Here is a 12,428-nt window from a genome sequence, read left to right as displayed (position 1 = left end):
GCCCTGCTTACGTCCCAGATTCCCCCCTGGATGCCGAGGTCAGGCCTTGTCGGGGTTGGCGACCTGGGTGCGGAGGGCGCCCTGCGCGGCTCCCGATCCTGCACGTCCACCGCCGTAGCCCCGCAGCACGAACGCCATGCCGACCGCGATGACGGCGCCGATGATGGGACCGGCGACGTAGATCCAGTAGCCGGTGAAGTCCAAGGACGCGAGGTCGGGCCCGAACGTGCGCGCGGGGTTCATCGACGCGCCCGAGATCGGGCTGCCCCACAGGCCCGCGAGGGCGATGTACGCGCCAACTCCCACAGCGCCGATGATGCCGATGTTCTGCGCCCCCGACGCGGTGCCGAGGATGACGCTGACGAGTCCGAACGTCAGGACCACTTCCATCGTGAGGGCGGACCAGTCCGAGTAGCCGTCGGCAGGGTAGTTGGAGCCGTACGACGACGACACTCCGATGACGGCGGAGAGGAACCACGACGCGACGGCCGCGCCCGCCAGCTGCACCAGGATGTAGCCGGGCACCCGACTCCACGGGAAGTCTCCACGCAACGAGAACGCCAGCGTGACGGCCGGGTTGAGATGCGCGCCGGAGACCTTGCCCATGAACAGGATGATCGCCAGCACCATCAGTCCTGGAGCGACGACCGCCGCGCCTCGGTCGATGGTGTCAGGGAACGCCTGCCCCATCATGCCGGCGCCGGCGGCGACCAGCACGAGAAAGAAAGTGCCGACGAACTCAGAGACGAGGCGCCGCCATTCCTGCCTGCGGTCCTGGAAGTCGTTCATCGGTTGAACGACCTCGATCTCGAACCACCGCTCGAAACGGCCCCGGGTTGCTGCCTGCGAATCTTGCGTCATTTCGAGCTCCTTCGGTCAGATCAAACGGCGACGGGCGATGTTGGACGCCGGGAGCCATCGAGACCGCCCGGTGGCGGGTCGCGTGGCCGCGCTGTCCCGTTTGTACGGCGACGAGATCGCGCACCGGGTCGCCGTGGATGATGCGCCGCTGGGTCGCCGGTGCGGTCTGCAACACGACGGCGCGTGGCCCACCCCGCGCGGGCGGGAGGGGGCCGGCTCGCCGACGGGCGCACTCGTCACGGTGTGAATGCGGCGATCAGCGAACCCATGGACTTCACCCTTCGCGTGTGAAGAAACTGCGTCGAGACAGCCAGTCGGCTCAGCTGAGCAGATGTCTGAAGATATTGGCTGGCTTTCTAACGCGTCAAGAGCGTCTCCGAGGATGCGACGTCTGCCCCTTTCAGGCGATTCCGCGAAAAGTTCGCGGAGTCTCAAGTTCGCATCGTTCGCTGGCTTCTCAGCCAACCGAGAATCCCCAGAATTTCGAGGATTTCGACGACTCGAGTCACCCTCAACCACCCTGGTGCCCGTTCGTCGACAACTGCATGTGCCGGCACTTATCGACACGACGCACCGGCCCCGCTGGTATCGGCCGCTCGAGGTCGGTCCCCGGCGCTGCTCTGGCCGCGAGGTGATTCATGGGAAGCATCACTGCGTACGAGATCGAAGCCGGACGGCGGTATCGCGTCCGCTGGCGTGATGACCAGCAGAAGCAGGTGGATAAGAAGGGCTTCCGGACCAGGAAAGAAGCCGAGCTCTCCCTCGCGCACACCGAGGTCTCGCGGTCGAACGGCTCGTATACCGATCCGGGCGAGGCACGCATCACCGTCGGCGCGCTTCGCTCGACACGTACGCCAACCTGTTCGACGACGACCTCGCCGACGTCGCCGAGCGGATGAATCAGGGCGGGTGGAACGCCGATGTCGGCCGCCTCTGGGAGAGCTGACTGGGCGTTTCGTCTCGCTTCGCTCGCTCAACGACCGACTGGGACCCGCGCTCGGGCACCGAAGCCAGATCGACGACTAGCGTCTTTCGGACACGCATTTCAACGTATATGCGCCAGAAATTTGTGGGCGATTCGGTGTGGAGCCGGCCCGCAGACAACGAACGAAGGCCTCGACACCCGCGTAATTACGCGGAAGTCGAGGCCCTGTTTCGGTGACAACGGCTGTGGAGATGGGGGGAATCGAACCCCCGTCCATCGCTGAGTAACTGCGGATTCTCCGGGCGCAGTCTGTGCGAGCGTTCTACTCGGCTCCGACCTTTGTCACAGACACCTAAGTCGACAAGCCCATCCTGAAAAGAGTCCCGCGTGACGCTCAGGCGACGTCACGCAGCAAGATCCCTAGATGACGCCAATACCCGTGACGGGATCAGTCACGGATTGACGGCGTCGGGCTCGCTGCTCAGGCAGCGAGGGCGAACGCGGACTGCTTCTTTTCGGCAGTTATTGGTTTGCAGGGAGCGTTCACGAGATAACCCTGCATCCTCGGCCCGCTTCTCGCAGATTCACAGGCGATGTCGAAACCGATCATCCCCGTGGGTTCCTTCTTGCGAAGGGCCGCTGTCACACTGTGGAGTTGCCAATCCTCGGGAGCCGAAGCTTCCGAGCACATCAGGATACAACGGATGCCGCCCCCACGCCATTCCCGCACTCACGGCGCCGCGGCATCCGTCCCCGTTTGACAGCGGGAACCCTGCCGGCGGGGCTCAACCTCTCGGAGAGAGGTTGGGAAGCGCCCGGGTTCCGAAGTCGTGGCGCAGCGCACTCAGCGCCGCGAACCACCCGGGCAGGCCGGTGACACCGGGACCAGGCGCCACGGACGCCGACGCGAGGTAGACGCCTGGGATCGGGGTGCGCCACGGGTCGGGACTCAGCACCGGGCGATCGATCAGCTGCCAGAAGTTCGGTGCTCCCGCCGCGATGTCGCCGCCCGGATAGTTCGGGTTGTGCTGCTCGACCTCACGCGCCGAACGCGAACTGGTCGCGAGGATCGTGTCGCGGAAGCCGGGCGCGAACCGCTCGATCTGCGCGGTGACCGCTTCCCGGCGGTCGACCGCGCTGCCGGCGGGCACGTGGGTGTAGGTCCACAGCGTGTGCTTGCCGGCGGGCGCGCGGGTGGAGTCGAACAGCGACGGCTGCGACACCAGGACGTAGGGGCGCTCAGGTAGGCGGCCGCGGTTGACCTGGTTCTCGGCATCCGCCACCTCCGCCCGGGTGCCACCGACGTGCACCGTGCCGGCGCGACACAGCTCGGGGTGCGTCCACGGCACGGGCTCGCTGAGCGCGAAGTCGACCTTCGCGACCCCGTCGCCGTACCGGAAGCGCTGGAGCGCGCGGCGGTAGCGCGCGGGCATCGCGTCGCCCGCCAGTCGGATCAGCGCCTTGGGTGTCACGTCGAGGAGAGTGACCGTGGCGTCGGGCAGCGCCTCGAGGGCGGTCACCTCGTGGTCGACGACCAGCTCGCCGCCGTGAGCACGCAGGTCGTCGACCATCGCGTCGATGATCGCCTGGCTGCCGCCGATCGGGATCGGCCAGCCTCGCGCGTGCGCATAAGCGGTGAGCGCCAGCCCCGCGCCCGCGGCGGCGACGCTCGGCTGCGGCAGGATCGTGTGCGCGGCGACGCCCGTGAGCATCGCGGGGGCGACGTCTTGGCGAAAGCGCAGGTTCCACGCAGGGCTCCCCTGCTCGAGCGCACGCAGGCCGAAGGAGAGCGCCGTCGGGATGTCGGTGGGCACCCGCACGAGGGGCGATCCCGTGAATTCGGCGACCCGGGTCGACCGCTCCACCAGCGGACGGAGCAGCTGCGCATAGGCAACAGCGTCGGGACCGAGCGCCTCCGCCGTTCGACCGAGGTCGAGGTAGGCGACACCGGCATGGCGTTCGTCCAGCGGATGCGCGAACGACACGTCCGGCGTGACGAACTCCACCCGCTCCCGCAGACCGAACTCGCGGAAGAACCGCGACTCGAACGCCATGGGGTGCACGGCCGAGCAGACGTCATGGTGGAAGCCGGGGAGTGTCAGCTCGCGCGTGGCGGCGCCTCCTCCTGGCCGGTCGGCGCGTTCGTACACCCGCACCCGCAGCCCGGCGCGAGCGAGGGTGACGGCGGCGGCGAGACCGTTGGGGCCCGACCCGACGACGACGGCGTCGAGGTCGCTGCTGCCGCGCTTGCGGCGAGTGTTCACGGTGAGGGCGCCCCGCCTCCGGCGGACGTGGCGCGATTGCGCGGCGGCTTCGGCGGAGCGGATGCTGCCTCCGCAGCACTGCTGCCGGGTTCCGGGCTGCGCTTCGACATCGCGTCCTCCGTTCGGTCCCCGCCCGTCGCGGCGTCGGCCAGTTGGTCTCCCTGCAGTTTGGCAGCATCGGCAGGGTCGGTGCTCGCCGGGGTCGCGCCGTGGCGCCGGGCTTTGGCATCCGAATCGCTCTCTTCGCCGCTGTCCGCCATCTCCTTCTCAGCCGTCGTCGCTCCGAGGCGGTGGGCGGCACGGCCTTCTGCCAGGTAGGCGAGCCGGTGCAGAGTCTCGTTGTTGCGCCAGTGCAGCGGGACATCGAGCACCTGCTGCGGGACGAAGCGTCCCGGACCGGCGATCGCCTCTTCCTGGATGCGCACGACGCACTCGTGTCCGCGCGGCTTGACGTCGATGGTCACGCGCGCCTCGCCGATCGGCCAGCCGCGCGCCCGCATCACCATCATCCGCGACGGGATGAACTCTTCGACGACGGTCTTGTCGTCGATGAGTGCCGGCCAGACGCCGAAGGAATGGTGCAGTTCGGCGCCCGCCATGGGCCAGGTCTCGTCGACCTCGCGCATGCGCGACGCCCCGACGACCCAGGACGGATACAGCCACCCGTCGCTCAGCACCTCGAACACGTCCTCGGGTGTGCAGTGCAGCACCCTCACGTTGCGAGACATGGACTCCCCCTCGATCTCGGGCTCTATCGATGCGTTCGACGCTAGACCGCGCGTCCGGCGCGCTGGAGCGGGTTGCGTTGCGGCCCGGCCTGTGGCAGGCCGCCCGTCTGTCCGTCGAGTGGGCGGGAGACGGATGCCTCGGCCCCGCCGATCCGGTCACGTAGAGTCGGCGTCATGAGCGACGTCGTCATCACGGTCCGCGGGGAGCATGAGACCCGCATCGCCCCCGAACGCGCAATTGCGCACCTCACCATTCGCGCCGAGGGTCCCGAGCGCGGCGCCGTCGTAGAGCGCATGGCGGCACTGACCGAGCCGGTGCGCGACGATCTCGCCGCCCGTAAGACGGCCGACACCGTCACGGAGTGGACGAGTCAGCGCGTCTCGGTGTGGTCCGAGCGCCCCTGGAACAACGAGGGCAGGCGTCTCGCCCCCGTCCACTACGCCACCGTCGACTTCTCCGTCACGTTCACCGACTTCGCCGTGCTCTCGTGGTGGGCCGGAGAGGTGGCCGAGCGTGAGGGCGTGCAACTCGGCTGGATCGAGTGGAAGCTCACGCCCGAGACACGGGCGCGGACTGAACGGGATGTCGCCACCGAGGCGGTCGGCGTCGCCGTGACACGTGCGGCCGCTTACGCCGGAGCGCTCGGCTTGTCGGACGTCACGCCGCTCGAGATCGCCGACCTCGGTCTGCTCAGCCGCCAGGACCGGCCCGAGGTGGCACCCGGTCCCCGCATGCCGATGGCCAAGGCGTCGTTCGCGGGCGACTCCGCCGGGGGCGCGCCCGCGGTGCAGCTGCAGCCGGAGGACATCGTGATCTCCGCGGCCGTCGAGGCCCGCTTCGCCGCACGATGAGCGAGGTCCGATCCACGGGCTCGGCGAACGGTACTCAGCGGCCCCAGGCCGTACGGGACGGGATCGCGCAGCGGCTGTCCCGGATGATCCGGCTGCCCACGGTGTCTGCTGAGCGTGCCGATCGCGGACAGAGGCCGTTCGACGCTTTCGCCGACCTGCTCGTCGAGCTCTACCCGCTCGCGCACGAGCATCTCGAGCGGGAGCGCATCGGCGAGCTCGGCATCCTGTACCGCTGGCGCGGACACGTGCCCGAACGGCCGACCGTCCTCATGGCGCACTTCGACGTCGTGCCCGTCGACGAGAGCGACGCATGGACGCATCCGCCGTTCGAGGGGCGCATCGAGGACGGCTGGGTCTTCGGTCGCGGGGCGCTCGACGACAAGGGGCCGCTGGTCGTGCTGATGGATGCCGTCGAGAACCTGCTCGCGGCAGGCTTCACGCCCGCCCGCGACGTGTACCTGTCGTTCGGGGGCGACGAGGAGACCTTCGGCGGCGCCGCTCGCGTCATCGCCGAGACACTGCGGGACCGCGGCGTCGAGCCCTGGCTCGTCCTCGACGAGGGCGGCGCGGTCGTGGACGCACCGCTCCCGTTCGTGCGCGGACGCGCGGCGATGGTCGGCGTCGGCGAGAAAGGTGTCCTGACGCTCCGGCTCAGCGCCCGCGGCGAAGGCGGGCACGCGTCCGCTCCCCCGGCCCGCACTGCGGTCCGGCGCATCGCCCGGGCGGTCGAGCGCCTCGCTCCCGCCACGTTCCCGGCGCGTACACCGGCGGCGGTCACGCGGATGCTCGAGCTCTTCGCGACGCGGGCCGACGGCATCCCTCGTCGCCTGTATCGCCTCCTGGCGGCGACGCCGCGGCTCACTGCGCGTGTGTTCACCGCGATGGGCGGTGAGCCGGCCGCGCTCGTACGGACCACGATCGCGGCGACCATGCAGTCGGGTGGGACCGCGGCGAACGTGCTGCCCTCGCAGGCGTCGGCGACGCTCAACCTGCGCATCGCACTGGGCGAATCGGTGCCGAGCACCGTGAAACGCGTGCGCCGGCGCATCGCCGACCGCCACGTCGAGGTCGAGGTGCTCGAGGGCGACGGGCCGTCGCCGGAGTCGTCGACCGAGAACCCGCAGTTCGCGCTGATCGCCGCCGCGGTGAAGGTTTCGCATCCGGATGCCGCGACGGTTCCGTACGTGATGATGGCGGCGACCGATTCGCGACACTTCCATCGTTTCTCGCCCGCGGTCTACCGGTTCGCGCCGCTCGAGATGAGCAAGGCGCAGCGTGCGTCGATCCACGGCGTCGATGAACGCGTCGAGATCGCGGCGCTCGAGCGAGGCGAACTGTTCCATCGCACGCTCCTGCAGCGCCTAGAGTGATCGCAGCCGCCCCTCGACGAGCTCGAGGATCGGGGCGGCGAGCTCAGGAGGGTCTGGGGCCCAGAGGCAAGGAGCACGGATGGCGCGCAGCGCGATGTCCTCACGCGTCACGATCGGCACGCTGGCGAGCGTCGTCGGCTTCCTCGCGTTCGTCGAGTTCACGAGCGGCGTGATCCAGGGCTACTACACGCCAATGCTCACCGACATCGCCCGCCACCTCGGTGTGCACGACGCGGACGTCAACTGGCTCGAGGGCACGCAGCTCATGCTGTCGGCGCTCGTCGTGCCGGCGTTCGCGAAGCTCGGCGACATGGTCGGGCACAAGCGCATGCTGGTGATCTCGACGGCGATCACGGCTGCCGCATCCCTCGTCCTGCCGTTCACCGACTCGTTCGCGATCTTCCTCGCGGCCTGGGCCATCCAGGGCTTCTACGTCGTCTGGCTCCCGCTCGAGATCGCCCTCATCTGGTCACGCTCCCGCCGCATGGAGGGCCGCGCGACCATCACCGCCCGGGCGGCCGGGTTCCTCGTCGCAGCACTCGAGACCGGCGCCATCATCGGCGCGCTCGTCGGCGGCATGCTCATCGACACCCTCCCCCTGTGGATCGTGCTCCTCGTTCCAGCGCTGCTCGTGGTGGCCTGCTTCTTCGTGATCCTGTTCGGGGTGAAGGAATCGCCCGAGCCCACCGGCGGCCGCCTCGACAACGTCGGCCTCGTGCTCATCTCGCTCGCGCTCGTCGCGTTCACGGGCGGCCTCAGCCTGCTGCGCCTCAACGGACCCGCCGACCTGGTGGCATGGCTGGTGACCGCGCTGGGCGTGCTGCTCGTCGTCCCGTTCACGCTCTGGGAGCTGCGACAGGACGACCCGCTCATCGATGTGCGGATGTTCCGCTCCCCCGCGCTCGGGCCGGTGTTCCTCACCGCAGGCCTCTTCGGGGTGAGCGTGCTCGGCGCGCAGGCGCCGCTGTCCACCTTCGCGCGCACGGATCCCGACGTCTACGGCTACGGCCTCGGAACGACGGGCTTCCAGACCTCGCTCATCATCGGCTTCTACCTCATCGCCATGATCACCGGCGCCCTGCTATACCCGCTCATCTCGCGGCTCACCGCTCCGCGACTCACCCTCATCGGGGCGGCGACGCTCGTCGGCATCGGGTTCCTCATGTTCCTGCCGTTCCACGCGACGTATACGCAGGTCATCGTCAACATGCTGATCGTCGGCCTCGGCTCGGGCGCCCTGGTCGCGGCGCTGCCGGCGGCCGCGGCATCCGCTGCTCCGCCGACGCAGACCGGTGTCGCGACCGGCCTCACCAACTCGGTCAAGACCGTCGGCGGGGCGATCGCCTCATGCGTGTTCGGCATCGCGCTGCTGCAGGGCGCGACGGGTGCGGCCACCGAAGGCACGGCCGGGTCGCTCTCGGGCTACTTCACCGTATGGGTGGTGTGCGGCGTGACGGCACTGGCCGCCGCCGTGCTGCTGTGCTTCGTGCCGAAGACGGCGTTCAGCGATCGGGCTTCGCACGACGAGACGGATGCCGCCGCGCCCGTGGTGCGGTAGGGCTCGGGCTACTCGCCGAGGCGGTTGCGCGAGCGCATCGCGCGCTCGGCTTCGCGCTTGTCTTCGCGCTCGCGGATCGTCTGGCGCTTCTCGAACTCGCGCTTGCCCTTCGCGACCGCGATCTCGACCTTCGCGCGACCGTCCGAGAAGTAGAGCTTCAGCGGGATCAGCGTGTATCCGCCCGCCGAGATGGCGTGCGAGAGCTTGACGATCTCCTCCTTGTGGAGGAGCAGCTTGCGCGTGCGCTTGGAGGAGTGGTTCGTCCAGTGCCCCTGCGAGTACTCCGGGATGTGCACGGCGTCGAGGTACGCCTCGCCGTTGTCGATGTACGCGTAGCCGTCCGAGAGGTTCGCGCGCCCCTCGCGGAGCGACTTGACCTCGGTGCCGGTCAGCACGAGGCCGGCCTCGTACGTCTTCTCGATCGCGTACTCGTGGCGCGCGCGACGATTGGTCGCCACGACCTTCTCCCCGCGTTCCCTGGGCATGATGTCTCCTCGCTATGCCGTACAGCAGCCGTCTGGCGCACGGCAGCCTTTCAGTCTACCCCCGCGAGGAGGCGCGCGATCACGCGCGCAGCCATCTCCGGATGGCGAAGCCGGCCGAGAGCGCCGCGAGCAGCACGCCGACCAGGATCAGGACAGGCACCACGAGCCAGGCATCTCCGATGCCGACCCACGTCGTCACGAAGTCCACACGGTTGCGCAGGTACTGGTCGACGCCGAAATGCACCCCCGCGATGACCGCCGCACTTGCGAGGATCGACCCGAGCAGCGCCGCGAACACGCCCTCGAGGATGAACGGGGTCTGGATGAACCGGTTGGATGCCCCGACGAGTCGCATGATGCCGAGCTCCCGCCTTCGGGCATAGGCGGACAGGCGGATCGTCGTGGCGATCAGCAGCACCGCCGCGATGAGCATGAGCACCGCGATGCCGACGGCGATGTAGGTCGCGATCGTCAGCGCGGAGAACAGCGGATCGAGGTACTGCATCTGATCGTTGACCAGCTCCACCCCCTGCATCCCGCTGAACGCCTCGATGATGACATCCGACTGTTCGGGATCGACCAGCGTGATGCGGAACGTCTCGTTGACCTGGTCGGCGGTGATGACGCTGGCGTTCTCCTCGCCGGCGATCTGCAGCAGCTCGTCATAGGCCTGCTGGTGGTCGAGGAACGTCAGGTCGCGGATCAGCGGCGCCAGCGCGCTGCCCTCCAGCTTCGCCCGCACCTCCTCCACCTGTTCGGGCGTCGCCTCGCCGTTCGAGCACGTGGCCGGGGTCGAGATGGTCGTGCACATGTAGACGGCGACCTGCGCCCGCTCGACCCAGAAGTCGCGCATCGTGCCGATCTGCATCTGCATGAGGATCGCCGCGCCGACGAACGTCAGCGAGACGAAGGTGACGAGCACCACCGACACGACCATCGAGAGGTTGCGTCGCAGGCCGGTGAAGGCCTCCGACATGATGAGTCCGAACCTCATGAGGTGGGCCCCACTTCGTCATCGGGGTCGGTCTCACCGAGGCCGAGCCGATCGGCGAGGCCTAGTTCCGCGACCTCGATCTGCTCGAGGTCGATGACCGGGATCGACTGGGTGTGCGCGGGCGCCGATGCCGGCGCGACGGATGCCGCCGCCTCCGACTCCTCGGGCACGACGGGTTCATCGACCGACTGCTCGAGCGCCTCGGCCTTCCTCAGCTCGTCGGCGGCGAGTGCGGCAGCGGTGGCGGCCTCGGCGGCAGCGGCTGCCGCCGCGGCGACGCCCGGCGACACCGCGTCCGTCTCCGGCGTCACGATCTCGTCGTCGTCCATCGGCACGGCGGTGGGATCCAGGCCTGCGGCGGCGGCGATCGCGGCCTCGCGCTGCACCTCGAGCACCGCGGTGAGGGCGGCGACCGCGGCGGCCCCGCGCTCGGGCTCCGGCGCCAGGCTCGGCAGCCCCGACCGGTCGCCGTACCCGCCGTGACGTTCGTCGCGGACGATCTCGCCGTGGCGCAGCTCGATCACACGACGCTGCATCTGGTCGACGAACCCGGCCTCGTGCGTGGCCATGACGACGGTCGTGCCGCCGGCGTTGATGCGGGCGAGCAGCTGCATGATGTCGATGGACGTCCCGGGGTCGAGGTTTCCGGTCGGCTCGTCGGCGAGCAGGATCTGCGGCCGGTTCACGAGCGCGCGGGCGATGGCGACGCGCTGCTGCTCACCGCCCGACAGCTCGTGCGGGAACCTCTTCTCCTTGCCGGCGAGGCCGACGAGGGCGAGCACTTCGGGGACGGCCTGCTGGATGAACGCGCGAGACGAGCCGATGACCTGCAGCGTGAACGCCACGTTCTGGAAGACGGTCTTCGTCGGCAGCAGCCGGAAATCCTGGAACACGGCGCCGATGTGCCGGCGGAAATACGGCACCTTGCGGTTCGACAGCGTGCGCAGGTCGCGGCCGAGCACCACTACTCGGCCCTCGGACGGCGTCTCCTCGCGGAGGATCAGGCGCAGGCAGGAGGACTTGCCGGATCCGGAGGCGCCGACGAGGAAGACGAACTCCCCGCGCAGCACCTCGAAATCGACATCGCTCAGGGCAGGTTTGGAAGTGCCGCGAAAGCGCTTCGTGACGTTCTCGAACCGGATCATGGCCTAACGAGCCTATGTGGCAGCCCCGTCACGGTGTCCAGCGACACTCGCGGCCGCGGCATCCGTCTTCCCGGAGTCGCGAGCGACCGGGCGATGCGGGGCGAAGCATCACGCGCTCCGGGTCAGTCGTCGTCCTTGCGCTTGCGCCAGCGGATGCCGGCCGAGATGAAGCCGTCGAGATCGCCGTCGAAGACGATGGCGGGGTTGCCGACCTCGTGGCCGGTGCGGAGATCCTTGACCAGCTGCTGGCCGTAGAGGAAGTACGAGCGCATCTGGTCGCCCCAGCTCGCGGTGATCGTGCCCGCGAGCTCCTTCTTCTTGGCGGCTTCCTTCTCCCGCTGCAGCAGGAGCAGGCGGGTCTGCAGCACGCGCATGGCCGCGGCGCGGTTCTGAATCTGCGACTTCTCGTTCTGCATCGACACGACGATGCCCGACGGGATGTGCGTGAGGCGCACGGCCGAGTCAGTCGTGTTGACCGACTGCCCACCGGGGCCGGACGAGCGGAACACGTCGACCCGCAGGTCGCCCTCGGGGATGTCGACCTCGACGGCCTCTTCCATCACCGGGATGACCTCGACGGCCGCGAAGCTCGTCTGCCGCTTGTCGGCCGAGCCGAACGGGCTGATGCGCGCGAGGCGATGCGTGCCGGCCTCGACGGAGAGCGTGCCGTAGGCGTAGGGGGCGTCGATCTCGAACGTCGCCGACTTGATGCCGGCGCCCTCGGCGTAGGACGTGTCCATGACCTTCACCGGGTACTTGTGGCGCTCGGCCCAGCGCAGATACATGCGCAGCAGCATCTCCGCGAAGTCGGTGGCGTCGTCGCCGCCCGCGCCCGAGCGGATCGTGACGACCGCGGACCGTTCGTCGTATTCGCCGTCGAGGAGCGTCTGCACCTCGAGCTGGCTGACGATGTCTTCGAGCTCGGCGATCTCGCGACGCGCCTCTTCGGCGGCATCCTCGTCGTCCATCTCGTTGGCGAGCTCGACGAGGACGTCGAGGTCGTCGAGGCGCTGCTCGACATCGTTGACGCGCTTGAGCTCGGACTGACGGTGGCTGAGGGCGCTGGTGACCTTCTGCGCCTTCTCGACGTCGTCCCACAGATTGGGGGCGCCGGCCTCCTCGCTGAGACGCGCGATGTCTTTCGTGAGTGCCTCGACGTCGACCACGGCCTTGATGTCGGCGAACGTGGAGCGCATGGCCTGGATATCGGCGGAGGGATCGAAGTCGAGCATGACACTCCAGACTA

The 12,428-nt window shown here is 68.9% G+C and carries 10 protein-coding genes, 1 other RNA gene and 1 pseudogene; 4 read left to right on the top strand and 8 right to left on the bottom strand.

Annotation, left to right across the window (positions count from 1 at the left end):
• Positions 1 to 39: 39 nt before the first annotated feature.
• Positions 40 to 861: an aquaporin gene (locus ACI3KX_RS03680; protein WP_349427193.1), complete on the bottom strand. Its 822-nt coding sequence runs from the start codon at positions 859 to 861 to the stop codon at positions 40 to 42.
• Positions 862 to 1,499: 638 nt separating this feature from the next.
• On the opposite strand from ACI3KX_RS03680, the gene ACI3KX_RS03675 reads away from it, so the two are divergent.
• Entirely contained in the window at positions 1,500 to 1,760 is a 261-nt protein-coding gene (locus tag ACI3KX_RS03675) for a hypothetical protein (RefSeq protein ID WP_404907788.1), read from the top strand.
• 269 nt (positions 1,761 to 2,029) lie between these two features.
• Here ACI3KX_RS03675 and ssrA read toward each other — a convergent pair.
• From ssrA to ACI3KX_RS03660, 3 genes and pseudogenes are all read right to left on the bottom strand, one after another.
• Positions 2,030 to 2,400, bottom strand: a transfer-messenger RNA (tmRNA) gene (gene ssrA / locus ACI3KX_RS03670).
• Positions 2,401 to 2,571: 171 nt separating this feature from the next.
• Positions 2,572 to 4,050 (bottom strand): phytoene desaturase family protein, encoded by a 1,479-nt coding sequence (locus tag ACI3KX_RS03665; protein WP_404907786.1) that lies wholly within the window; start codon positions 4,048 to 4,050, stop codon positions 2,572 to 2,574.
• A 260-nt stretch (positions 4,051 to 4,310) separates the two neighbouring features.
• Positions 4,311 to 4,778: pseudogene (locus ACI3KX_RS03660) on the bottom strand (SRPBCC family protein); the annotation flags it as partial.
• A gap of 174 nt (positions 4,779 to 4,952) precedes the next feature.
• Between ACI3KX_RS03660 and ACI3KX_RS03655 the strand changes: the two are divergent.
• From ACI3KX_RS03655 to ACI3KX_RS03645, 3 genes are all read left to right on the top strand, one after another.
• Positions 4,953 to 5,630 carry an SIMPL domain-containing protein gene (locus ACI3KX_RS03655; RefSeq protein ID WP_404907784.1) on the top strand — a complete coding sequence of 226 codons (678 nt, stop codon included), beginning with the start codon at positions 4,953 to 4,955 and terminating at the stop codon, positions 5,628 to 5,630.
• A gap of 101 nt (positions 5,631 to 5,731) precedes the next feature.
• A complete protein-coding gene (locus tag ACI3KX_RS03650) occupies positions 5,732 to 7,000 on the top strand; it encodes a M20/M25/M40 family metallo-hydrolase (protein ID WP_404907782.1) in 1,269 nt (422 codons plus the stop codon).
• Between the two features lie 79 nt (positions 7,001 to 7,079).
• The gene (locus ACI3KX_RS03645; RefSeq protein ID WP_404907780.1) at positions 7,080 to 8,558 is read left to right on the top strand and encodes an MFS transporter; all 1,479 of its coding nucleotides are present in this window, start codon (positions 7,080 to 7,082) and stop codon (positions 8,556 to 8,558) included.
• An 8-nt stretch (positions 8,559 to 8,566) separates the two neighbouring features.
• Here ACI3KX_RS03645 and smpB read toward each other — a convergent pair whose 3' ends face one another.
• The 4 genes from smpB to prfB all read right to left on the bottom strand — a co-directional run bounded on the left by smpB (position 8,567) and on the right by prfB (position 12,414).
• Positions 8,567 to 9,043: an SsrA-binding protein SmpB gene (gene smpB, locus ACI3KX_RS03640; protein ID WP_045296901.1), complete on the bottom strand. Its 477-nt coding sequence runs from the start codon at positions 9,041 to 9,043 to the stop codon at positions 8,567 to 8,569.
• Positions 9,044 to 9,122: 79 nt separating this feature from the next.
• Positions 9,123 to 10,037: a permease-like cell division protein FtsX gene (gene ftsX, locus ACI3KX_RS03635; RefSeq protein WP_349427179.1), complete on the bottom strand. Its 915-nt coding sequence runs from the start codon at positions 10,035 to 10,037 to the stop codon at positions 9,123 to 9,125.
• The gene (gene ftsE, locus ACI3KX_RS03630; protein WP_363357114.1) at positions 10,034 to 11,182 is read right to left on the bottom strand and encodes a cell division ATP-binding protein FtsE; all 1,149 of its coding nucleotides are present in this window, start codon (positions 11,180 to 11,182) and stop codon (positions 10,034 to 10,036) included. Before ftsE ends, ftsX begins: the two co-directional genes overlap by 4 nt.
• A gap of 122 nt (positions 11,183 to 11,304) precedes the next feature.
• The gene (gene prfB / locus ACI3KX_RS03625; protein ID WP_404907775.1) at positions 11,305 to 12,414 is read right to left on the bottom strand and encodes a peptide chain release factor 2; all 1,110 of its coding nucleotides are present in this window, start codon (positions 12,412 to 12,414) and stop codon (positions 11,305 to 11,307) included.
• Positions 12,415 to 12,428 lie beyond the last annotated feature (14 nt).

The sequence above is a fragment of the Microbacterium sp. ZW CA_36 genome (assembly GCF_044987475.1).
Classification (GTDB): domain Bacteria; phylum Actinomycetota; class Actinomycetes; order Actinomycetales; family Microbacteriaceae; genus Microbacterium.
The sequence above is the reverse complement of the archived record's forward strand: the minus strand, read 5'-3'. Positions and strand labels throughout refer to the sequence as shown.